The sequence below is a fragment of the Streptomyces hesseae genome (assembly GCF_031845785.1).
GTDB lineage: Bacteria > Actinomycetota > Actinomycetes > Streptomycetales > Streptomycetaceae > Streptomyces > Streptomyces hesseae.
In genome coordinates this window covers 97,425-119,850 of sequence record NZ_JAVRFI010000002.1, presented here as the reverse complement: position 1 = coordinate 119,850, position 22,426 = coordinate 97,425, and the positions used below count along the sequence as shown (strand labels likewise).

General features: G+C 73.9%; 20 protein-coding genes. 10 read left to right on the top strand and 10 right to left on the bottom strand.

Annotated elements, in window-relative coordinates; translation table 11 throughout:
* Positions 1–96: 96 nt before the first annotated feature.
* Positions 97–681, top strand: coding sequence for a dihydrofolate reductase family protein (locus RM609_RS03445; protein ID WP_311607798.1), 585 nt, complete (start codon positions 97–99; stop codon positions 679–681).
* Between the two features lie 18 nt (positions 682–699).
* Here RM609_RS03445 and RM609_RS03440 read toward each other — a convergent pair whose 3' ends face one another.
* The gene (locus RM609_RS03440) at positions 700–1,863 is read right to left on the bottom strand and encodes a PP2C family protein-serine/threonine phosphatase (protein ID WP_311607797.1); all 1,164 of its coding nucleotides are present in this window, start codon (positions 1,861–1,863) and stop codon (positions 700–702) included.
* Positions 1,864–2,154: 291 nt separating this feature from the next.
* On the opposite strand from RM609_RS03440, the gene RM609_RS03435 reads away from it, so the two are divergent.
* Complete coding sequence (locus RM609_RS03435) at positions 2,155–2,976, top strand: class I SAM-dependent methyltransferase (RefSeq protein WP_311607796.1); 822 nt, start codon at positions 2,155–2,157, stop codon at positions 2,974–2,976.
* A 304-nt stretch (positions 2,977–3,280) separates the two neighbouring features.
* Here RM609_RS03435 and RM609_RS03430 read toward each other — a convergent pair whose 3' ends face one another.
* From RM609_RS03430 to RM609_RS03415, 4 genes are all read right to left on the bottom strand, one after another.
* Complete coding sequence (locus RM609_RS03430) at positions 3,281–3,988, bottom strand: TetR/AcrR family transcriptional regulator (RefSeq protein ID WP_311607795.1); 708 nt, start codon at positions 3,986–3,988, stop codon at positions 3,281–3,283.
* Between the two features lie 42 nt (positions 3,989–4,030).
* Positions 4,031–4,477, bottom strand: a complete 447-nt coding sequence (locus tag RM609_RS03425; protein ID WP_311607794.1) for a hypothetical protein — start codon at positions 4,475–4,477, stop codon at positions 4,031–4,033.
* A gap of 82 nt (positions 4,478–4,559) precedes the next feature.
* Complete coding sequence (locus tag RM609_RS03420) at positions 4,560–6,308, bottom strand: SpoIIE family protein phosphatase (RefSeq protein WP_311607793.1); 1,749 nt, start codon at positions 6,306–6,308, stop codon at positions 4,560–4,562.
* A gap of 198 nt (positions 6,309–6,506) precedes the next feature.
* Positions 6,507–6,938, bottom strand: a complete 432-nt coding sequence (locus RM609_RS03415; RefSeq protein WP_311607792.1) for a GNAT family N-acetyltransferase — start codon at positions 6,936–6,938, stop codon at positions 6,507–6,509.
* Between the two features lie 159 nt (positions 6,939–7,097).
* Between RM609_RS03415 and RM609_RS03410 the strand changes: the two genes are divergently transcribed.
* Positions 7,098–8,663: an FAD-dependent oxidoreductase gene (locus tag RM609_RS03410; RefSeq protein WP_311607791.1), complete on the top strand. Its 1,566-nt coding sequence runs from the start codon at positions 7,098–7,100 to the stop codon at positions 8,661–8,663.
* Positions 8,664–8,693: 30 nt separating this feature from the next.
* Here the strand turns inward: RM609_RS03410 and RM609_RS03405 are convergent, their stop codons facing one another.
* The 5 genes from RM609_RS03405 to RM609_RS03385 all read right to left on the bottom strand — a co-directional run bounded on the left by RM609_RS03405 (position 8,694) and on the right by RM609_RS03385 (position 13,880).
* On the bottom strand, positions 8,694–10,376 hold the full coding sequence (locus RM609_RS03405; protein WP_311607789.1) for a DUF885 domain-containing protein: 1,683 nt from the start codon (positions 10,374–10,376) through the stop codon (positions 8,694–8,696).
* An 81-nt stretch (positions 10,377–10,457) separates the two neighbouring features.
* Positions 10,458–10,691: a hypothetical protein gene (locus RM609_RS03400; protein ID WP_311607787.1), complete on the bottom strand. Its 234-nt coding sequence runs from the start codon at positions 10,689–10,691 to the stop codon at positions 10,458–10,460.
* 3 nt (positions 10,692–10,694) lie between these two features.
* Positions 10,695–11,429, bottom strand: a complete 735-nt coding sequence (locus tag RM609_RS03395; protein WP_311607786.1) for a hypothetical protein — start codon at positions 11,427–11,429, stop codon at positions 10,695–10,697.
* A 146-nt stretch (positions 11,430–11,575) separates the two neighbouring features.
* A complete protein-coding gene (locus RM609_RS03390; RefSeq protein ID WP_311607784.1) occupies positions 11,576–13,201 on the bottom strand; it encodes a purple acid phosphatase family protein in 1,626 nt (541 codons plus the stop codon).
* Between the two features lie 112 nt (positions 13,202–13,313).
* Positions 13,314–13,880: a DJ-1/PfpI family protein gene (locus RM609_RS03385; protein WP_311607783.1), complete on the bottom strand. Its 567-nt coding sequence runs from the start codon at positions 13,878–13,880 to the stop codon at positions 13,314–13,316.
* 171 nt (positions 13,881–14,051) lie between these two features.
* Between RM609_RS03385 and RM609_RS03380 the strand changes: the two genes are divergently transcribed.
* From RM609_RS03380 to RM609_RS03350, 7 genes are all read left to right on the top strand, one after another.
* The gene (locus RM609_RS03380; RefSeq protein WP_311607782.1) at positions 14,052–15,116 is read left to right on the top strand and encodes a radical SAM protein; all 1,065 of its coding nucleotides are present in this window, start codon (positions 14,052–14,054) and stop codon (positions 15,114–15,116) included.
* 27 nt (positions 15,117–15,143) lie between these two features.
* The gene (gene lanL, locus RM609_RS03375; protein WP_311607780.1) at positions 15,144–17,972 is read left to right on the top strand and encodes a class IV lanthionine synthetase LanL; all 2,829 of its coding nucleotides are present in this window, start codon (positions 15,144–15,146) and stop codon (positions 17,970–17,972) included.
* A gap of 1 nt (position 17,973) precedes the next feature.
* Positions 17,974–18,075, top strand: coding sequence for an ALQxL family class IV lanthipeptide (locus RM609_RS03370; protein ID WP_311607779.1), 102 nt, complete (start codon positions 17,974–17,976; stop codon positions 18,073–18,075).
* A gap of 245 nt (positions 18,076–18,320) precedes the next feature.
* Positions 18,321–19,358 carry a sugar ABC transporter substrate-binding protein gene (locus RM609_RS03365; protein WP_311607776.1) on the top strand — a complete coding sequence of 346 codons (1,038 nt, stop codon included), beginning with the start codon at positions 18,321–18,323 and terminating at the stop codon, positions 19,356–19,358.
* On the top strand, positions 19,355–20,905 hold the full coding sequence (locus tag RM609_RS03360; protein WP_311607773.1) for a sugar ABC transporter ATP-binding protein: 1,551 nt from the start codon (positions 19,355–19,357) through the stop codon (positions 20,903–20,905). Before RM609_RS03365 ends, RM609_RS03360 begins: the two co-directional genes overlap by 4 nt.
* Positions 20,902–21,942, top strand: coding sequence for an ABC transporter permease (locus RM609_RS03355; protein ID WP_311607771.1), 1,041 nt, complete (start codon positions 20,902–20,904; stop codon positions 21,940–21,942). The genes RM609_RS03360 and RM609_RS03355 overlap by 4 nt, the downstream gene beginning before the upstream one ends.
* 119 nt (positions 21,943–22,061) lie before the next feature.
* Positions 22,062–22,421, top strand: a complete 360-nt coding sequence (locus RM609_RS03350; protein WP_311607770.1) for a DUF805 domain-containing protein — start codon at positions 22,062–22,064, stop codon at positions 22,419–22,421.
* Positions 22,422–22,426: the final 5 nt, after the last annotated feature.

Here is a 22,426-nt window from a genome sequence, read left to right as displayed (position 1 = left end):
GCTCGATGAGCCGTGAAAAGGGGCTTGCGCAACCACTACAGGTGAAGCACTATATGCGAAGTGGTTCGTATGTCGTCTACGAGAACGAGGAACGCCTTGCGCAAGCTCACCTACTACGTCGCCTGCTCCATCGACGGCTTCATCGGCGACCCGAAGGGTGACGCGTCGTCCATGTACCAGTTCGTCAACGAGGAGTTCCTGGACTACCTGAGGACGGAATACCCGGAGACCGTCTCCGCCGAGGGCCGCGCGGCCCTCGGCATGACGGACCTGGAGCACCGGCGGTTCGACACGGTCGTCCAGGGCCGGGGCAGTTACCAGGTCGCCCTCGACGTCAACATCACCAGCCCGTACGGGCATCTGCGCGAGTATGTGGCGTCCCGGACGCTCGGGGAGTCGCCCGATGCGAACGTCACGCTCATCACGGAGGACGTGCCCGGCGCGATCCGGAAGCTCAAGGCGGAGGACGGCGAGCTCGGCATCTGGCTCTGCGGTGGCTCCCAGCTGGCGGGCGAGCTGCTCGACGAGATCGACGAACTGGTGATCAAGACCTATCCGCAGGTCTACGGGTCGGGCATGCCGATGTTCGGCGCGGACTTCGCGGTCACCGACTTCGCCCTGGAGTCGGTCCGCGCCTTCGACAACGGCGTCCTGGTACGGACGTACAGCCGCAAGCGCTGACGTGCCGGGCGCGTGCGGCTACGGCCGTGCGCGCGGGGCGATGGCGAGGACGGCCACGTCGTCGTGGAGCGCGAGGGTGTGCCGGGGGAGGTCGGCATCGAGGAAGTCGACGACCTCCTCCGGGTCCGGGGCCGGGCGGCCGCCGAAGCGGTCGCGCAGCCGGTCCAGGAGGGGATAGAAGTCCCCGGACGCGTCACGGGCCTCGACCAGCCCGTCGGTGCACAGCAGCAGCACGTCGCCGGGCCCGAAGGGGTGGCTGTAGGCCACGGGGGCCTCGTCGGTGAGCGCCGCCAGGCCCAGGGGCAGGGCGGGCGGCCCGGCGAGGGTACGGACCTCGCCGTCCGAGATCAGGACGGGCTCGACATGGCCGCAGTTGACGATCTCCACCCGCCGCGCGAGCGCGTCGTACTCGACGAGGATCGCGGTGACGAACAGCTCGTCGTCCGGCACCGCCGCCGCCTCGCGCGCGACGCAGCGCTCCATGCTGACGGCGATCTCCGCCAGATGGCCCGCGTCGTGGACGGCCTGGCGGTAGCAGCCCAGCAGATCGGCAACGGTCCGCACGGCGGCGAGCCCCTTGCCGCGGACGTCGCCGACGACGGCGCGCTCACCCGCGTCCGTCGCCCGGATCTCGAAGAGGTCGCCGCCGACCAGGGATTCGGCGGGCCGGTAGACCCCGGCCGCCAGCACCCCGCCGACCTCACGGGGCACCGGCCGCAGCAGCGTGAGCATCAGCGCCTTGGCGACCGAGCCGGCCCGCACCAGCCGGGCCGCCTGCCGCCGCCGGTGCGCGGCGAGAACGGTGCCCAGGACGCCGACGACGGCGGTGGAGACATACGCGCCGACGTAGTGACGCTCCCACAGATCGTGCGAGGGGCGCCCCGCGCAGCACACGCTGCCGGCCAGGGCGCCCTCCAGCCCGACGGCGAAGACCGTGACGGCGGCGACGCCGACCGGGCCGTGCGCGAAGGCGGCGATCACGGGAAGGGCGATGAGCAGGAAGCTCACGGGCCACTTCACAGGCGTGAGCGGTTCGAGCAGCAGCACGGCGGCGACGAAGACGGCGGGCAGCCACCGCATCCAGACCGGCGTCACGGGCGCTTCCAGGCCGGTGGCGCCGCTGAGCCGCGCCGGACGCGCGACGTCGGCCCCGCCGGCGTCGTCGCGCTGCCGCTGCCTCACCCGCCACTCCTCTCGCACGGTCACCGCGCCGCCGCGGGCACGACGCGCGGCGGCGCGTCCCGCCATTGAGCCACGGCGGCACGCCCGTACGACGAACCCGTCAGCGGCACTCGCCCGTCCGGCCGAACGAGCCCGTTCCATCGGCCGAGGTGGCGCCGCCTCCCCGCGCCGCCGCCGGAGGCGACCTGTACGCGCCGGTGCCGCAGCCGTACCCTCGGCCCGGAACACCCACGCCCGAGCACGCACGACGGGCCGGCGACGACGACCTCCGGGACGGGACGGGACGTTTACGTGACGACGACACCGCCGCGCGGCTATGTCTTCGACAACGAGAACGAGAACGCGGCTGAACAGCACCGCTGTCTGGCGGCCGCCTACGACCCCTTCACCACCCGCCGGCTGGCCCGGCTCGGCGTGGGCCCCGGCGCCCGTGTGCTGGAGGTGGGGGCCGGGGGCGGCAGCGTGGCCCGGTGGCTGGCCGGACGCGTCGCGCCCACGGGATCGGTGCTGGCCACGGACGTCACACCGCTGCACCTGGCACCCGCGCCGGGCCTGCGGGTGCTCACGCACGACATCACGAGCGACCCGCTCCCTGAGAACGAGTTCGACGTCATCCACGCCCGTCTCGTCCTGCTCCATCTGCCCGGACGCCTCGATGTGCTCCGGCGGCTCGTCGCCGCGCTGCGGCCCGGGGGCCGGCTCCAGCTCGACGAGTTCGACGAGACCACCTACGGCCCGCTGATCCCGGTGGGGGAGTCCGGCGACGCGGCGCGGGCCGCCTACGGCGCGTACCTCGACGCCAAGATCGCCCTCCTGGAGTCCGCCGGAGCGGGCCTGACCTGGGGTCGGGACGCGGCCACCGCCATGCACGGGGCGGGGCTGACGGACGTCGACGCGGAGCCCGAGGTCCAGCGGTGGCGCGCGGGCTCGCCGGGAACGGCCCTCCAGATCCACAACACATGGCATCTGCGCGACCGCTTCCTGGCGGCCGGCCTGACCGACGAGGGGCTCGAGGCCGCGCGGGCGGCCATGAGCCACCCCGACTTCCTGGCCGCCTCCTGCCTGATGTACTCGGTCCAGGGGAGGAAGCCCGGCACCGCCGGACACGTTTAGTCACCGCCGAGCCGCCGTGCGTGCCCGGGTCCGGACATACACAGCCCCCGGCGCTCCATCCCCGACCCGCGAATCTCGGTCGTCGCCTCGATTTCGCCTTCGGTTCTGGGCCCTTCCGGGGGCCTGGCCAGTTGCCGAGATGGGGGTCACTCGGATTCGATGAACGTCTCCATCGAACGGTGCGGCTCTCACCGGTTGTCTGGTGTAATCGCCATTTTCCTCCCCCTATATCCCATGTCAAGGGGAGACCGGCCGGTAACATCTGGAATGTCCGGACCGGATTCCGGCCCCCGGTGCCCGGCTCTCAGGCGCGGGCGGCGACCTTCCCGGCCATTCCCGGCAGGAAGTCCGTGAACAGCTCGTGCACCTCGCGCACCAGCGGCCTCAGCACCCGGAACCGGGCCAGCACCACGCCCCGGGCGGTCAGCCGGGCGCCCCGGCCGGCCAGCCGGCGGCTGCGCTCGCCGCCGGCGGAGCGGTCGAAGACCCAGTACATGGTGAGCCCCATCTGCGACAGCCACATCAGCTCCGGCAGTACGTCGGCCAGCTCGGCCGGCACCTTCGCCCTGGAGCCCGCCAGCACCTCGCGGTGAACGGCGATGGCCGCCTCGCGGGCGTGCTCGGACTCGGGGGAGAAGGGGCTGAGGGGGCTGTCGGGGTCGGCGGCGTTCTTGAAGAACTGCGCCGCGAATTCGTGGTACGGCCCGGCCACGTCCAGCCACGCCTCCAGCACCCCGGCCAGCCGCGCCTCCAGGTCGGTCTCCCGGTCCAGCACCTCGCGGACCGCCTTCTGGTGGTCGGCGCCGATCCGGTCGTAGAAGCCCTGGATCAGGTGCTCCTTGCCGGCGAAGTAGTAGTACGCGTTGCCGACGGAGACCCCGGCCTCCTTGGCGATGGCCCGCATCGTGGTCTTGTCGTAGCCGCGTTCCTGGAACAGTCTCAGCGCCGTCTCCAGGATCAGGGCGCGGGTCTGCTCGCTCTTGGGGGCTCGGGGCTCGTTCTCTGCTGACACGGTCAGAGCCTAGCCGCGCGGCCTGAAGGGGCTGTGCCCGGTTCACTGCCCGGCCGGCGCCGCCCACGGTCCCTGCGGGCCGGGGTAACCCTGCGGGGCGGTGTGCCATCCCTGCGGCGGGACGGGCGGGAGCTGCCCACGGTCCGTCATGCCGCGGCGGCGGAACTTGTTGAGCGCGTACACATTGCCCAGGTGCATCACGCCGAGCACCAGCAGTACGACGCCGAGCTTCCGCGACAGGGTCTCGAACACCTCGCGGGCGTTCGTGACCGCGGTGTCGTCCTGGAGGTAGAGCGCCACGAATCCCAGGTTGACGAGATAGAAGCCCACCACCAGCAAGTGGTTGACGGCGCCGGCGAGCTTCTCGTCCCCGTGCAGCACATCGGCCAGGAAGACCTGGCCGTTGCGGCTCAGCGTACGGGCGACCCAGATCGTGAGTCCCAGGCCGACCAGCAGGTAGACGGCGTACGCGATGACTGTGAGGTCCACGTCCCATGCCTTTCTTGAACGTGTTCAAAACTTTCTTGATCGGGACTGTAGACCTGTTTTTGAACACGTTCAAGCCGGGCGTTCAGGCCGGGTCCCGGCGCAGCCGCGCGGCGAGCAGGGCGATGTCGTCCTCGGCGGGTCCCTCGGCGAGCCGGGACAGCAGGGTGTCGAGGACACCGTCCAACGGGCCGGCCAGCGGCAGCCGGAGCCGCGTCAGCCACCGCAACGACACGTCGATGTCCACACCCCGTCGCTCCACCAGCCCGTCCGTGTACAGCAGCAGGACGCTGCCGGGAGGCATCCGCGCCGTGAACGCCTCGTAGCCGCACAGCGCGGTGCCCAGCGGGGGACCGGCCGGTACGTCCAGCAACTCGCCCTCGCGGTCCGGGCGCAGCAGCACGGGCGGCAGGTGCCCGGCGCGGGCGGCCGTGACCGTGCCCGCGCCGGGATCGATCAGCGCCAGCAGGCACGTGGCGACACGGTCCAGGCCGATCCGGGCGGCGTCCCGGTCGGCCCGCTCCAGGATCGCGGCGGGCGACGCGCCGGACGTGGCGACCGTCCGCAGCAGCGAGCGGTACTGGCTCATGGCGACCGCCGCCGCGAATCCATGGCCCATCACATCGCCCATCACCTGGAGGGTGCGTCCGTCGGGCAGCGCCAGCGAGTCGTACCAGTCGCCGCCGACGAGGGCGCTGCGGCCCGCCGGCAGATAGCGCGAGGCCGTCTCGACATCCGGGTGCGGGCTGCCGGGCTCCGACAGCAGGGCGCGCTGCAACTCCAGGGCCATGGCGTGCTCATGGGTGTACTGACGGGCGTTGCTCACGGTCACGGCGGCCCGCGCGGCCAGCTCCCGCACCACCACGATGTCGTCCTCGGCGAACGGGGGCGATTCCCCCGCCCGCGACAGGATGATCGTCCCCACCGGGTGCTGTGGCGCGGGCAGGGGCACCACCAGCAGGGAGTGGATCCCGGCGGCGCGGTAGGCCGTGACGCGGCCGGGGTCCGGGGCCATCCGCCGGAGCAGCTCGTCCGAGGCGAGGTTGCCCACCCACGGCTGCCCGGTGTCGAGGCACCGGCGGATCGCCGAGCCCCGCTGGACGTCCACATGGTCCCCCGGCTCGCCGAACCGGGCCAGGTGCCACATCAGTTCCGGCACCGCCGCCAGGGCCATCCGGCGCAGCCGCAGCATGCCCGGCGCCGGGGGCGGCGTCCCGCCGGCCTCCTCCTCGGTGATCTCGACGCTCGCCGCGTCGGCCAGCTCCGGCACCAGGAAGTCGGCCAGTTCCGTGCACGTGGTCTCCACGTCGAGGGTGGTCCCCACGTGGGTGGCGGCCGTGTCGAGCAGGGCGAGGCGCTGATGGGCGGCCTCCAGCTCCGTCACGTACTGGCGAAGGCCGCTCACCTCCACGCCGATGCCGCAGAGGCCCACGATCCGGCCCCCGTCCTCCAGCCGGTGATAGACGGTGCGCCACTGCCGCTGCGCGTAGGCGGAGCGGGCGTGGGTGCGTCCCGTGACGGAGACTTCCCGGGGCAGGCCGTCCGCGAGCACCTGGCGCAGGACGTCCTCGGGCCGCCGGACCTCGGGCAGGACGTCGCCGATGGTCCGGCCCAGGAACGCGGACGCGGGTATGCCGCACATCCGCGCCATCGCGGGGTTGACGTAGAGGTAGCGCAACTGCGGGTCGAGCACGAAGACGGAGGCCGCGGTGCCCTCCAGCACGTTCCGCAGCAGCCGGTGCTCACGCGCCCGCGCCGCCTCCTCGTCCGCTCCGCCCGTCGTGTCCGCCTCGGCGGGGAAGAGCCATCGCGGAGGCGGCGTGTCAGGGGCCACCGTCTCCTCCTCGTCTCACCGGCCCGAGGCGGCCACCGTCCATGCTGGCCGCCCGGCCCGGGAGCCGCACGCGCGACGGCCCCGGCGGCCACCGGCCGAGGCGGGCGACGGCCGGGCGGACGCCCCGGCCCACGCCGGGCGCCCCGCCGCACGGACGGGGGCCCGGCGTTCCCGCGAACGGGTGAGACGAGGGCCGGATCAGTCCAGCGGCTTCTGGAAGTGGAAGGCGGTGACGGCCATCCGCTCACGGTGATAGAAGCGGTGGGCATCCGTCCGGTGGGTGCCGGAGTCGAGCGTCAGGAGGCGGCAGCCGGCCGCGCGGGCGTACTCCTCGAGGTGGGCCAGGAGCCGGCGGCCGACACCGGTGGAGCGCGCGTCGTCGGCGGTCACCAGGTCGTCGACGTACAGCGAGCGCACGGTGCTGGTGTTGACGACGAGGCGCCAGCCCGCCGCGCCGACGCACCTGCCGTCGTCCTGGTACGCGGCGGTGAAGCGCAGGCCGTGGCCGTGCCCCTCGGCGTAGATCGTCCGCAGGAGGTCCTCGTCGAGGTGGGGTCGCAGCTGGCGCAGGACGGGGAACAGGTCGGATATGAGCCGCTCGTCGCCGGGCTCCAGGTCGATGATCTTCATGCGCGGCACTTTAGGCCAGGCCGGGGCGCTAGGACAGGGCCGAGCCCCGCCGCACCCGTCGCCCCGCCTGCATGACGGCGGGCGGTCCGCGTACACCCGGACGGCCGTATTCGGCGCCGCGCCGCGCTTCGGCCGCCGCGACACGGGCACCCGGCGGACATGTCACGCCTTCCCGGCCCCGGCCCCCTTCTCCCCGGCGTCGCCGAGCCGTACTGGACGGCCACCACCGCCCCCACCACGCCCCGCGCCACCGCCCTGACGTCCGACCTCACCGTGGACGTCGCCGTCGTCGGCGGCGGCGCGACGGGGCTGAGCACCGCGTGGGAGCTGATCGAGGCCGGGCGCTCGGTCGTCGTGCTGGAGGCCGGTCTCCTCGCCGCCGGGAGCGCCGGCCGCGCCACCGCCCAGGTGACCGCGCTGCACCCCCTCGGCTACGCCGGGCTGTGCCGGAAGCGGGGCGCCGAGGCCGCCCTGCTGTGCGCGCGCTCCATGGCCGAGGCGGTCGACCGGGTCGGCGAGATCGCGGCGGCGCTGCACGCCGACTGCGACCTGGAACGGCTGCCGGCCCACGCCTACGCCACCGGCGCCACCCGCCACGAGAGCCTGCGGGCGGAGGCCGAGGCGGCCCGCGCGGCGGGGCTCGCCGCCTCGTACACCACCGAGACCGGACTGCCTTTCACCGTCACCGGCGCCGTGCGCGTCGAGAACCAGGCACAGCTCCACCCGCGCCGCTATCTGCTCGCCCTCGCCCACGACATCCTGGCGCGCGGCGGCCGCGTCCACGAGAACACCCGGGTGACCGGGCTGAAGGAGGGCACACCCTGCCGGGTGACGACCGAGCACGGAGCCGTCGTCACCGCGGCGGACGTGGTCGTCGCCACCCACCACCCCGTCCTCGACCGTGGCCTGCTGTTCACCCGCCTCTCGACACGCCGCGAGCTCGTGGTGGCCGCCACGCTGCCCGCCGAGGACGACCCCGGCGGCATGTACGTAACCGGGGACGACGGCCGCCGGTCGGTGCGCACCGCCCCGTACGGCGAGGGGGAGCGCCTGCTCATCGTCACCGGCGAGTGCTCCGCCCCCGCGGAGCCGGACGTGGCCCGGCGGTTCGACCGCCTCGTCCACTGGACCACGGAACGCTTCCCGCGCGCCCGGATCCTCCACCACTGGACGGCCCAGGACCACGAATCCGCCGACGCGGTGCCCTTCGTCGGCCTCCGCCGCCCCGGGGCCGCGCACGCCTACGTCGCCACGGGGTTCGGCGGCTGGGGCCTGAGCGGCGCCGTCATGGCCGGCCGGCTGCTGACGGAGCTCGTCGTCGGACGGACGATCCCCTCCTGGGCCGGCCTGTACGACCCGTGGCGACCGGGCCGCGCGATGCGCGGGGCACCCGTCGCGCTCAGGAACCAGGTGGCCTTCGGACGCCGCCTCCTGACGGACCGGCTGCGCGCCGGGCGCCGGGGCCCGGAGGCGGACGTCCCGCCCGGCGGCGGAACCGTCGTCCGCGTCGGCGGCCGGCACTGCGCGGTCCACCGGCAGGAGGACGGCACCGTGCGCGCCGTCTCCGCGCGCTGCACCCACCTGGGCTGCCTGGTGGCGTTCAACGCCGTCGAACGGACCTGGGAATGCCCGTGCCACGGCTCCCGCTTCGCACCCGACGGGACCGTCCTCAACGGCCCCGCGACCCGGCCCCTGGAGGTCCGGGAGATCCCCGGCGACCGGTGACCCGACGACGCGGCCCGGCCGCCGGTGGCCTCACAGTGCCGCGAGTTCGCGCTCCAGGTCGTCCAGGCCCAGGGAACCCAGCGCGAGCGCCTTCATGTGCCACTCCTTGAGGGAGAACGCGGCACCGTGCCGGGCGCGGGCGGCCGCCCGGCCCCGCAGCCAGGAGCGCTCGCCCAGCTTGTAGCCGATGGCCTGGCCCGGCCTGCCCAGATAGCGGGTGATCTCGCTGTCGAGGTAGTCGGCGGAGTGGCCGGAGTGGCGGCCGAGGAACTCCCGTGCCAGGCCCGGCGTCCAGCGCTCCCCGGGGTGGAACGGCGAGTGGCGGGGGATCTCCAGCTCAAGGTGCATGCCGATGTCGATGACGACGCGGACGGCACGCATCATCTGGGCGTCGAGATGGCCGAGCCGGTGCGCCGGATCGGTGAGGAGCCCCAGCTCGTCCATGAGCCGCTCCGCGTACAGCGCCCAGCCCTCCAGGGTGGCACTGACCCTGCCCACCTTCGTCTGGTAGCGGGACAGTCTCCCGGCCGCCAGCGTCCACTGGGCCATCTGGAGATGGTGGCCCGGCACACCCTCGTGGTACCACGTCGACACCAGGCCGTGGACGGGGAACCGGGTCCGGCCCAGCGTCGGGAGCCAGGTGCGCCCCGGACGGGAGAAGTCCAGCGCGGGCTGGGTGTAGTACGGCGCGGCGGCACCGCCCGGGGGCGCGATGCGCGACTCCACGCGCTTGACCTGCTCGGCGAGTTCGAAGTGCGTGCCGTCCAGCGCCTCGATGGCCTCGCCCATCAGCTCCTGGAGCCACCGCCGGACCTCCTCGACGCCCTCGACGGCCCGCCCGTGCCGGTCCAGCCAGGACATCGCCTCCCACGGCGACCCGGCGCCGGGCAGCACCTTCTCCGCCTCGGCGCGCATCTCCTCCCGCAGCCGGTGGAATTCGGCCCACCCGTACGCGTAGGCCTCGTCCAGGTCGAGGTCCGTGCCGCTCCAGAAGCGGGCGGCCCGTACGTACCGCTCGCGGCCCACCACGTCCGGGGCGCCGGAGGCCCTGGCGGCGTAGTCGTCCCGGAACCAGTCCCGCGCCTCCGCCACGGCCGCCGTCGCCACCTCGGCGGCCGCCGCCAGCTCGCCGCGCAGGGCCTCGGGGCCGTCGGCGGTGAACACGGCGAACCCCCCGCCGGCCAGCCACTCCGTCAGCTGGCCGACGTTGGCGGCCACTTGCCGGGGACCGGCGGGCAGCCCCCGCCGCGCGCCCTCGGCGAGCGAGGCGCGGTAGCCCTCCAGCGCGCCGGGCACCGCCCGCAGCCGCTGGGCGATCGCGGCCCAGTCGTCCTCGGTGCCGGTCGGCATGAGGGCGAAGACCTTGCGGACGCGGTGGAGGGGTGAGGAGATGTTGTCGACCCGGCGCAGCTCCTCACCCGCCTCGTGCTGGTCGAGTTCGGCGGTCAGCCGCTCGCGCAGCAGCTTCGCGCAGCGCCGTTCCACGCCCTGGTCGCCGCCGGGGCGGGCCTCGGCCTCGGTGAGCCGCGCGAGGGTGGCGCGGGCGAGGGCGGCCATGGCGTCATGTCCGTCGGGGGAGAGGTCCGGAAGCCGCCCCGAGCTCAGCGGGTCGCCCATGAACGTACCGGTGATCGGGTCGAGCCGGATGAGGGCGTCGACGTGGTCGTCGGCGACCCGCCGGGGAAGCGACACGTCCATGGCTGCATCGGTCATACCGGCTCCCTGTGTCACCAGGCGGCGCGCCTCGCCGCTCGCGTACTCACCCTGCCCACCCGTCAGGGCGGCGACGCGCGGTCACGGGCGCGCGGCGTGGTTTCCCGCCAGCGGCTCCCGAGTGCGCCCGCACGCCGTTGCCCCGTGCACGACGGGCGGCTTGGCGACCGCGGCGATGGCTCCACGCGCAATGGCGGCCATCCGCACCACGACGGGGGGCACCTCGACGGCGGTGGCGGTCGTTCCTGACGCGCGCGGCGCGTCGTGCGGCGGCGCGGCGCCGGAGCGCGGGGGCTCCGGCGCCGGCGGATTCATCGGCTAGACACCCGCCGCGACGCCCTCACCGACCGCCCCGGAGACGGCCTCCGGGGTGGCGGCGACGGCGGTGCCGGGAGCCGTGTAGAACACCGACTTCTGCTGCCGTTCGCGCTCCACGTCCCCCGTCGAGACGAGGGACTCCAGTGCGTTGCGCACCACCTGGGTGCTGGCGGCGCGCTCGGGGTGCGCCTCCTCCAGCTCCTTGGTGATCTCGCCGGCCGTCCGCGGCTCGTGGTGCCGGGCCAGGAGCTCCAGGACCAGCTCCCGGCGCGTGGGACCGCTCCTCCGGCCGTTCCCCGCCTCCTTCGCCGCCTTCGTCCCCTGCGCCTCCGGCTCGGCGACCGCGGACCTGGCCCGCGCCGCCTTCGCCTTGCGGGCGCGCTGACCGGTGGCGGCCTTCTTCGCCCGGCGCGGCCGGGGCACGGCCTGCGGGGCGGCTTCCGGCGCCGGGACGTCATCCCCGGAGCCCTCGGCCGGGACTCCGGCCGGGGCGTCGCCCGACGGCCCGGCCTCGGTGGCAGGCCGCTCGTCCGGCGCCGCGCCGGGGCCCGTGGTCACCGCGCCCCGCATCGTGGACAGCCACGCGGCCTCGGTCTCCAACCGCTCCAGGCGCGCCCGCAGTTCCGCGATCCTCGAGCGGATCGCCTCCCGCTCCTTGATGTTGTTGTCCAGGTCGGCGGCGAACCGCGCCGCGTACCGGTCCTGGATGTTGGTGTCGTCGGATTCTTCGGTCACGGCAGCTCGCTCTCCTCGTAGCCGGTGTTGGTGCGGGATGTTACTCAGCCCGACCAGCCCGCGAGCGGGGTTGACCGAGGTACACCCCCTTTTTCCGGCACGATGGTGTCACCCTTGACGGTTCTTCACCATGGTGCCCGTCGACGTCAGGACCCGTGGGCGTCGGAGCGCGTGCGTTCCAGGGTGAAGGTGTCGACCGGGGTGAGGTCGCCGTGCGGTCCGTCGAACGTGTAGTACGTGACCCGCATACTGGTCCGGCCGCCACGGCGATCGCCCGGGTCGACGTCGAAGGCGGCGAAACCGTGGGTGTACTTGTGGTCCCGCACGGCGGCCCAGGGGGCGTCCTCGGTGACGTACACCGCCTCCTTGTGGCCGGAGGGCGTCTTCCCGTCCTTCAGGCCCATGAGGACCCGGGCTTGCGGGGTGTCGAACATGTCGTCCTGCGTGGTGGCGATGTTCCCGCCCGCACCGATGATCATGTGGACGGTTCCCTTGCCGGTGTCGATCACGTCGGTACGGGTCGATACGGGGATGGGGGTGCGCGTGTCGTTCGGGAGCGTGCCGCGCAGGGGGTGCGAGCGCTCGTAGTGGTGCTCGTGGCCGCAGACGACCAGGTCGACGCCGTACTGGTCGAACAGCGGGCCCCACGCCTCGCGGATCCCCAGGTCGCTGCCCGCCGACCGGGTGCTGGAGATCATCGGCTGGTGCATGCACACCACGATCCAGTCGACGCCGCGGTCGCCGCGCGCCGCCTTCAACTCGCGCTCCAGCCAGCGGCGCTGGGCGCCCCCGGAGTAGCCGTGGATGTAGGTGTCGCCGCCGTCCTGGAGCGCCACGTCGTCGTTGGCGAGGCTGATGAAGCGCACCGCGCCGACGGTGAACGCGTACCACATGCCCCGGGTCTCCTCGTCCGAGGCGGCGGACGAGCCCGGCAGCGAGAAGTACGTCTGGTAGCCGGCGGCGCCGATGGGCCCGTTGTCCTTCTCGTTCTCGTGGTTGCCCGCGCACGGCATCCAGGGGCGCAGCCGGGTGGAGCGGCTGTTGTTGATGAACCAGTCCGCCCATGTCGCCGGCCGGCTCGTGCCCCACGCGCCCGCGACGGCCGCGTAGCAGAGATCGCCGTTGACCAGGTTGAACAGCGGGGCGACCCGCTCCACGGCGGAGACGATGTCCGCGGACGCGGGCGAGCCCACCTGGCTGCTGGTGTGCAGCGGGAAGCGGTTGACGGGGGAGGGGACGCCGTCCGGGAGGTGGATGACCCGGCGCAGGTTGGGCGTCGCCTGGTCGCCGAAACTGGTGAAGGTGAAAGCGCTGCGGCCGCGCGGCGCGGTGGTGAAGGAACCGGTCTCCGGGGTCGCGCCGTCGTGGCCGGCGGAGTACAGATAGGTGGTCGCCGGGCGGAGGCCGGTGAGCCGGGCGTGGTGGACGTACACCTCCTCCTTCGACAGGCCGTCCCGGTACGTCCTCGTCTCGGCGTCGGCCACCCGGCCGTGCCCGCCGTCGGGCGAACCGAGCCGCACCTGCGGCCGGCGCACGGACTGCGGAGTGATCCAGGAGACGGTCATCTCGGTGGCGGGATCGGTGCCGAACTGGAGGTGCACCCCCAGCACACCGGGCGCCCCCAGCCGGTGCGGCCTGGACTGCAACAGCGGGCCGGTGGACGGCTGTCCGGCGGGGGACGGCGCGGCGGCGGCCTCCCCGGCGGCACCGACGACCGAGGCCGCCGCCGCGGCGGAGGAACCCTTGAGTACGGATCTGCGACTGACCGCCATGGAACGCCCTTTTCCGGTGGGGAGGTTGTGGGAGAAGGGCACTGTAGGCGATCAATGCCGGACCAAACCGTGATCGTGGTCACGACAAAACGGGGAATGTACCCGTCCGTTGTCAGGGCTTGACGGGCGCCTGCTCGCGCAGCAGCTCGACGAAGGCGCGCATCCACGCCGGGTGGTCGGGCCAGGCCCGGGCGGAGACGAGGTTGCCGTCCACCACGGCCTCGGCGTCCACGAACGTGCCGCCCGCCAGCCGCACCTCGGGCGCGCAGGCCGGGTACGCGGCCGTACGACGCCCGTCGAGCACCCCGGCCGCCGCCAGGGCCAGCGCGCCGTGGCAGATCTGCGCGACGGGCTTGGCGGCGGTGAAGAAGTGCCGCACGATCCGCAGGAAGTTCTCGTCCAGCCGCAGATACTCGGGCGCGCGCCCACCGGGGATCACCAGGGCCGCGTACCCGTCCGGCTCCACGTCCGCGAACGCGACGTCGGAGCTCCAGGAGTGCCCGGGCTTCTCGGTGTAGGTGTCGAAGCCCTCCGTGAAGTCGTGCACCACGAACCGGAGCTTCTTGACGGACGGCGCGGCGATGTCCACCTCGTACCCCTCCTCCAGCAGCCGCTGATAGGGGTAGAGGACCTCCAGGTCCTCCGCGGCGTCACCGGTGACGATCAGGATCTTGGGCATGGGGGATGCTCCTTCGGCTCGCGGTTCCAGTGGGACGGCCGGGTATCCCTACCCGGCTGCTTTGGCGGGGACGCCCTGGCCGGTCCGCTCAGCGGAACGACCGTCGCCGCTCGTCGCCGCCGCGGCTACGGTGAACCCCGTCCACACGCCCTCATGGGACGGGAGTGCGCGGTGAAGGAAAACAGCGGCGGCGGCCCCACGGACATCATCTGGGAGATCACCTACGCGTGCCCCCTGCGATGTTCGCACTGCTACTCCGAGTCCGGCAGACGGCCGTCCCGGCACCTCAAGGGCGAGCCGCTCCTGGAGCTGACCGATGCCCTGATCGCCCTGCGCCCCCGGAACGTCGTCCTGGCGGGCGGCGAACCCCTCGTGGTGAAGGGAGTCCTCGACGTCGCCCGGCGCTTCACGGACGCCGGAGTGCGGGCCGCCCTCTACACCAGCGGCTGGAACGTCGACCGGGCGAAGGCCGAAGCGATCCTGACGACCTTTCAGCGCGTCGCCGTGAGCCTCGACGGCACCACCGCCGAGGTCCACAACCGCATCCGGGGCCGCGACCGCTCCTTCGACCGCGCCATGAACGCGCTGCGCCTCCTGGACGAGACCTCCCGCGAGCTCACCTCCCGGGGAGTCGCCCACGGCACGTTCGGCATCGACTGCTCCGTCATGCGGAGCAACCTCCACCAGCTCGACGAGTTCTGCACCCGGATCGCACCGCTCTTCCCCGCGATGCGCACGCTCGTCTTCGGGCTGACCGTTCCCGGCGGGCTCGCCGGCCGCGAGGAATTCGCCGAGCACGAACTCCTCGACGACGAGCAGGTCGCCCGGCTCACCGGCCGGGAGCGCACCCGCCGGCTCCGCTCCCTCGCCCCGGCCGGGCTGAGCGTCATGGTCGACGACAACATGCGGCTGCTCATGCGCCCCGACGACATCGCCGCCAACGGGGTCCCGCCCGTCCTCCAGGTGGAACCGGACGGCGACATCCGCGCCATGTCGTCCTACCTGGGCACCGTCGCCAACGTGCTGCGCGACGCCCCGGACGTCATCTGGGAGCGCGTGGCGGCGCGATGCGCCGACCCCTTCGTCGTCGAGACGCTCGGCGGCGTACGGACCATGCGGGACTGGGCCGCGGCCGCCCGCAGCCTCGACCTGCGCTTCGGCACACCGGCCGACCGGGCCAGGATCGCCGCCCGGACCGCGACCGACCTGCCGGCCCGCCTCCCGGCCCGGTCCTGAGCACCGGCGCCGGCGGAGGACCCGACGATGGCGCAAACGACGACGGCGCACACGACGATGGGAACGGCCGAGCCGATCACCGGAATTCCCACGACATGCTCCCCGGCACACCCGGGAGACGCCGCCGCGAAGAGGACAGGGCGTGACGAGACCGCCCTCCAGGACCGCGTCCGGTCCGTCCTCGCCGCCCACCGGCTCGACGACTGGCACATCAGCCCCGGCGACTTCTGGTGCTCCGTCACGCCACCCGGGGGAACCACCCGCGTCCAGGGCTGGAAACTCCACCTCTCCGCCACCCCGGTGTCCGCCGCCACCGTGCTGGCACGGGCGGCCGAGGTACTGGCCCGCCACCGGTGCGCGTACAAGTTCGCCGCCACACCCGCCCGGGTGGCGGAGCTGTGCTCGCGCGCCGCCGACCGCGCGGGCGGCGGCAAATTCCTCACCGTCTACCCCGAGGACGACGGCCCTCGCCTGCGCGCCCTGGCCGCCGAACTGCACGACGCCACCCGGGGACTGGCCGGGCCCGGCATCCTCTCCGACCGCCCCTACCGCCCCGGCAGCCTCGTGCACTACCGCTACGGCGCCCACCGAGGGGTGACCGTCCTCGCCGACGACGCCACCCGCACCGCCATGCTCAGGGCCCCCGACGGCTCGCTGCGCCGGGACCGGCGCACCGCGTGGTTCGCCCCGCCGGACTGGGCACCCCGCGACCCCTTCACCTCCACCGAACCCGGCGAAGACACCCGGACCGGCGGCACCGCCACGCCACGGCCCGTCCTCCTCGACGGCCGCTACCTCGTCGAGGAGGTCATCCGGCACGCCTTCACCGGCGGCGTCTACCGTGCCACCGACCGGCACACCGGAGCGAGCGTCGTCGTCAAACAGGCCCGCCCCCACACGGACGCCACCCTCACCGGGCGCGACATCCGTGACGCGCGGCGCCACGAGGCCGCGATGCTGGAGGAGTTCGCCGCCGGCGGCCTCACACCCCGCCCGGTCGCCCTCTTCGAACAGCAGGGGGACCTCTTCCTCGTCCTGGAGAACCTCCCCGGCGTCACCCTCCGCCGCTGGGTCGCGGACCGGCTCACCACCGGCGACGACCGATGGGGCCTGCCCCACGACCTCGCCGTGCGCCTGGCCCTCCACATGGTGGACCTCGTCGCGTACGTCCACGGCAGGGGCTATGTGCTCCGGGACCTCAACCCCGGCAACCTCCTGGTCACCGAGGACGACGAACTCCGCCTCATCGACCTGGAACTCCTCGTCCGCCACCGGCAGCGCATCACCCGGGCGCACACCCCCGGCTACGCCGCCCCCGAACAGCGCACCGCCCCGCCCGGCGCCACCGGCTCCTTCGCCTCCGACCGCTACAGCCTCGGCGCCACCCTCTTCCACCTCGTCACCGGAGCGGAACCGCTCCTGGCACCCGACGAACCACCCGTGCGCACCGAGCACCAGCGGCTGGGGGAGTGGCTCGGCCACCTGGGCCGCGACAACCCCACGGCCCGCCGCCTCGCCCCGCTCGTCCTCGCCCTGCTGCGTACCGCCCCGGCCCGGCGCCCCGGCCTCGTGGACGTCCGCCGCGCCCTCACCGGACGGGGAACGCCGGCGACGGTCCCGGCGCCGCGACCGGACTCGGCCGCGCTCACCGACGGCTGCCTGGCGCATCTCCTCGCGACCATGGACCCGGGCCGCACCGACCGGCTCTGGCCGCCGTCGCCCTACGGCGCGACGAGCGACGCGTTCAACGTCCAGCACGGCGCCGCCGGAGTCCTCGGCGTCCTGGCGCGGGCCTGCCGCGCCGGCTGCGACCCGGCCGTGCGCGAGGCCACCGCCACGGCCGCCGCGTGGATCACCCGCCACGTCGGGCGCGAGCCACGCGTCCTGCCCGGCCTGTACTTCGGCCGTTCCGGCACCGCGTGGGCCCTCCTCGACGCCGGAGAGGCCCTGGGCGACCGGGACCTGACCGACGCCGCCGCGGCGCTCGCCCGCCGCGTACCCCTCGCGTGGCCCAACCCCGACGTCTGCCACGGCACCGCCGGCGCGGGCCTGACCCAGCTCCGTTTCTGGGAGGCCACCGGGGACCGCGACTTCCTCGACCGGGCCCGCGCGGCCGCCGACGCGCTGGCCCCGGCGGCCACCCGCCGCGCCGGGCGCCTGCTCTGGCCCGTTCCGCCCGGCTGCCTCTCGGACCCGGCCGAGGTCGTCCACTACGGCTTCGCCCACGGCACCGCCGGCGTCGGCGCGTTCCTGCTCGCCGTGGGCCTGGCCACCGGGGACGGCGACCACCTCGCACCGGCCGCCGAGGCCGCCCGCACCCTCCTCGCCGCCGCCGACGTGGCCGACGGCGCCGCGTACTGGCCCACCGGGCCCCCCGGCGGCCCCCGCCGGACCAACTGGTGCAGCGGATCGTCGGGCATCGGCACCTTCCTGCTGCGCATGTGGGGCGCGAGCGGCGACAGCGCGTTCCTCGACGGCGCCGTCCGGGCGGCGGTCGCGGTCCACCGTTCCCGCCGGCACGCGGGCACCGCCCAGTGCCACGGCCTGGCGGGCGACGGCGAGTTCCTCCTCGACCTCGCCGAGGCGTGCGGCGAACAGCGCTACCGCGACTGGGCCGAAGACCTCGCCGGCGCTCTCCACGCCCGGCGCACCCTGCGGGCCGGGCGCGTCCTCGCCCCCGACGAGACCGGGACGTCGGTCCACGCCGACTACGGCACCGGGCTCGCCGGAGTGCTCGCCTTCCTGCTGCGGCTGCGGGACGGGGGTCCCCGCCTGTGGCTGCCCCGAACGCTCACCGGACCGGGCACGACGGCCGGGCGAGCTCCCACCGCATCGCTCGTGAAGGAGGTGACATGAGATGACGCAGGACGTGACCGCCCTCCAGATGCTGCAGGCCGAGCAGGCCGAGACCGGCTTCTGGCCGTGCACGGACACCGCCGTGACCGCCGAGGACGAGTGACGACGAGCCCGTCGACGACCGGCGCGCCGCCGCCGCGATACGAGCCGGCCGAGTCCCGCCACGTCCGAACCGGCCGGATCCATCCGGCGGACGGCTGATCACATCGGCCGCAAAAGACCTCCCCCGCGGCCCCGTCCGGCGCCACCATCGAGACTTCCGGACCGCGATCCCCGGATCCGCCGCGGGCGATCGGCCGGGGCCCGCACCGGGGGGCGGGCCCCGGCCGGAGGGAGGGCGTCGGCGACATGAGGCTCACCAGGGTGCGTACGGTCGCGGTGGCGCTCGCCGCCGTGGGGCTGGCCGTCTCCTGCGGTCGCGGCGGCGGCACCGCCACGACGGGAGGCGGCTCCGGCGGGAGCCCCATCGGCGTCGACCTGCCGCGCTCCGACTCCGACTTCTGGAACTCCTACGCCGCCTACATCAAGTCAGCGGGCGCGGGCGCGAATCTGCTGCCCGTCAGCAACTCCCAGAACGACGTCACCCGGCTGGTCGCCAACGTACGGGTGTTCCGCGACACCGGCGCGAAGGCCGTCGTCATGGCACCCCAGGACACCGGCGCCGTCGCCTCCGCCCTCAAGGAACTCGCCGCGCGGAAGATCCCCGTCGTCAGCGTCGACACCCGGCCCGACAAGGAGCCGGTCTACATGGTCGTACGCGCCGACAACCACGCCTACGGCACCGCCGCCTGTCACTTCCTCGGCGAACGGCTGGGCGGCAGGGGGAAGGTCGCCGAACTCCAGGGATCCCTGGACTCCGTCAACGGGCGCGACCGCTCCGAGGCCTTCGCCACCTGCATGAGGAAGAACCACCCCGGCATCAGGGTCTTCGAACTGCCCACCGACTGGAAGGGCGACGTGGCCTCCGCCAAACTCCAGGGCCTGCTCGCCCAGCACCCCGACCTCAACGGCGTCTACATGCAGGCCGGTGGCGTCTTCCTCCAGCCCACCCTGGCACTCCTCCAGCAGAAGGGCCTGCTCAAACCCGCCGGACAACCCGGCCACATCACCATCGTCTCCAACGACGGCATCCCCCAGGAACTGGACGCCATCCGCCGGAAACGGATCGACGCCACCGTCTCCCAGCCCGCCGATCTGTACGCCCAGTACGCCCTGTACTACGCTCGCGCCGCCCTCGCCGGGAAGACCTTCGCCCCCGGCCCCACCGGCCACCGCTCGACCATCGTCGCCCTGCCCAACGGTCTGGAGGACCAGCTCCCCGCCCCCCTGGTGACCACGGACAACGTCGACGACAAAACGCTGTGGGGCAACAGCGTCGGCCGATGACCCCGGGAGTGGGCGACACCGTGGCGGACGGGGCACCGGTGGCCGAGGCGATCGGCGTCTCCAAGCGCTACGGGGCCACCGTCGCGCTGCGCGACGTGCACCTCACCGTGCTGCCGGGGGAGTCCCACGCCCTGGTCGGCCGCAACGGCGCGGGCAAGTCCACGCTCGTCTCGCTCCTCACGGGCCTCGCGAAACCCGACGCGGGCACCCTGAGACTCGACGGCCGGGCCGCTCCCGCCTTCGGCGACACCGGCGCCTGGCGCTCCCGCGTGGCCTGCGTCCACCAGCACTCCACCATCCTTCCCGAACTCACCGTCGCCGAGAACCTCTTCCTCAACCGCCAGAGCACCTCGGCCCTGCGCCCCATCCGCTGGAAACACCTGCGCCGACGGGCGGCGGAACTCCTCGGGACATACGGCGTGGACCTCGACCCGGCGTCCCGGGCCGGTGAACTCACCGTCGTACAGCGGCAGTTCGTCGAGATCGCCCGCGCGCTGTCCTTCGGCACCCGGTTCGTCGTCCTGGACGAGCCGACCGCCGCGCTCGACGCCCCGGGCGCGGACCGCCTCTTCACCCGGCTGCGGGACCTGCGACAGCAGGGCGTGGCGTTCCTGTACATCTCGCACCACCTGCGGGAGGTCCACGACCTGTGCGACCGCGTCACCGTCCTGCGGGACGCCCGCCATGTGCTGACCGCCCCGGTGGCCGGGCTGGGCCGGGACACCCTGGTGGCGGCCATGACCGGGGCACCGGAGGGACGGGCGCCCGCGCGACACGTACCGGCACCGGCCCGGCGGGACGCCCCGGTGCTGCTGTCCGTCGAGGACCTGACCCTGCCCGGCGCCTGCCACGGGGTGTCCCTCACCGTGCGCGCCGGGGAGGCCGTGGGCCTCGCCGGGTCCGCCGTCAGCGGCAACGTCCGCGTCGGGGAGGCCGTCGCGGGCCTCCACCGCTTCCGCGCCGGACGCGTCGAGGTGGCGGGACGGGCCCTGCGCGGCGGCGACGTACCGGGCGCGCTGGCGGCCGGGGTCGGCCTGGTGCCCGAGGACCGGCACCGCCAGGGCCTGGTGCCCGGCCGGGGCGTGGACGAGAACGTCACTCTCACGGCCGGGGCCCGGCTCGGGCCCTTCGGCACGGTCCGCCCCGCCCGGGTCCGGGCCCTCGCCGGACGCCTCATCGAGGACCTCGCCATCGGCACGCCCACACCGACCACACCCGTTTCCGCCCTGTCCGGCGGCAACCAGCAGAAGGCCGTCGTCGCCCGGGCGCTCGCCACCGGCCCCCGGGTCCTGGTGGCCATCAGGCCGGCCAACGGCGTCGACGTCACCGCGAAGGAGTTCCTGCACGGCAGGATCCGGCGGGCCGTGACCGACGGCGCAGCCGCCCTGATCGTCTCCGACGAACCGGACGACCTGCGGGCCTGCGACCGGGTCCTGGTCATGCGCGAGGGCCGGATCACCGCCGCCTTCGCCACCGGCTGGAGCGACGAGCAACTCGTCGCCGCGATGGAGGGCATCACCGGCAGCGCGGAAGGGGAGGAGACGTGACGTCCGACGTCCAGCCGGGGGCCGGGAAGACCGCACCGCCCGACGCGACACGGTCCCCGGGCCGCCGCACGGCGGGCTCCGGGCGGCTGCGGCGGCTGTCCCTGGTACCGGTGCTGCTCATCACCGGGCTGGCCGGCTTCATCGCCTCGCCCGCCTTCCTGACCTACGACAACCTGATCGGCGTCGCCCAGCAGTCGACCGAACTCGGGCTGCTGGTCCTGGCCCAGGCACTCGTCCTGATCGCCGGGCGCATGGACCTCTCCCTGGAATCCACCATCGGCGCCGCCCCGGTCGTGGCCCTGTGGCTGGTCCTGCCCGCCGACGGCGGCCGCTTCAACGGGCTCGGCCTGCTGCCCGGAGCGTTCGCCGTGCCCCTGTGCCTGCTCGCGGGCGCGCTCATCGGCGCGCTGAACGCCGCCCTGATCCTCGGGCTGCGGCTCAACGGCTTCATCGTCACCCTCGGCGGGCTCACCATGCTGCGCGGCCTCCAGATCGCCCTGTCCCGAGGCCAGTCCATCATCGACCTGCCCGCCTCCTTCACCTACCTCGGCCGCACCGCGTGGCTCGACGTCCCCGCCGCCGTCTGGCTCACCGGCCTGCTCTACCTCGCCGGCGGCTGCGCCCTCGGCCGGCTCCGGCACGGCCGGGCCCTGTACGCCATCGGCGGCAACGCCGAGGCCGCGCGCACCGCCGGCATCCGCGTGGACCGCGTCACCGGCGTCGTCCTCGTCCTGGCCGGCCTGCTCGCCGCCTTCGCCGGCGTCCTCTACGCCGGCCACTACGGCTCGGTGTCCGCGAACCAGGGCAGCGGCTGGATCTTCCAGGTCTTCGCCGCCACCGTCATCGGCGGAGTGAGCCTCGACGGCGGCAAGGGCACCCTGTCCGGCGCCCTGACCGGCGTGCTCACCCTTCAGCTCGTCGTCGATGTCATGACCCTCGCGGGCGTCCCCCCGCTGTGGAACCAGTTCCTCAACGGCGTCATCATCATCGTCGCCCTGATCGTCTCCCGCTTCGCCTCGGGCGAGCGCCAGCGGTGAGCACGCGCCGGCGCCCGGCGCCGCGACGGCGCCATTGACCAACCCCCCGGGGCCCCCTACGTTCGGCATGAGTGCCCGGTCGACGAGGACCGTGCCCGTCGCGCTTCCAGGGGGACACAGTGCACTGGTACGTGGACGTGCTCAAGCAATACGCGACGTTCAGCGGGCGGGCGCGCCGCCCGGAGTTCTGGATGTTCACCCTGATCAACTTCATCATCGGCATCGTGCTGTCCATCGTCGACTCCGCGCTCGGCACGAGCCCCGTCCTCGGGCTCCTCTACAGCCTCGCCGTGCTCCTGCCCGGCCTCGCCGTCAGCGTCCGCAGGCTGCACGACACCGACCGCACCGGCTGGTGGCTGCTCATCAGCCTGATCCCGATCGTCGGCACCATCGTCCTGCTGGTGTTCCTGGCCAGTGACAGCAAGCCGCACGACAACGCCTACGGGCCGTACGCCCCCGCCCCCGCCTCCGCCTACTGACCGCC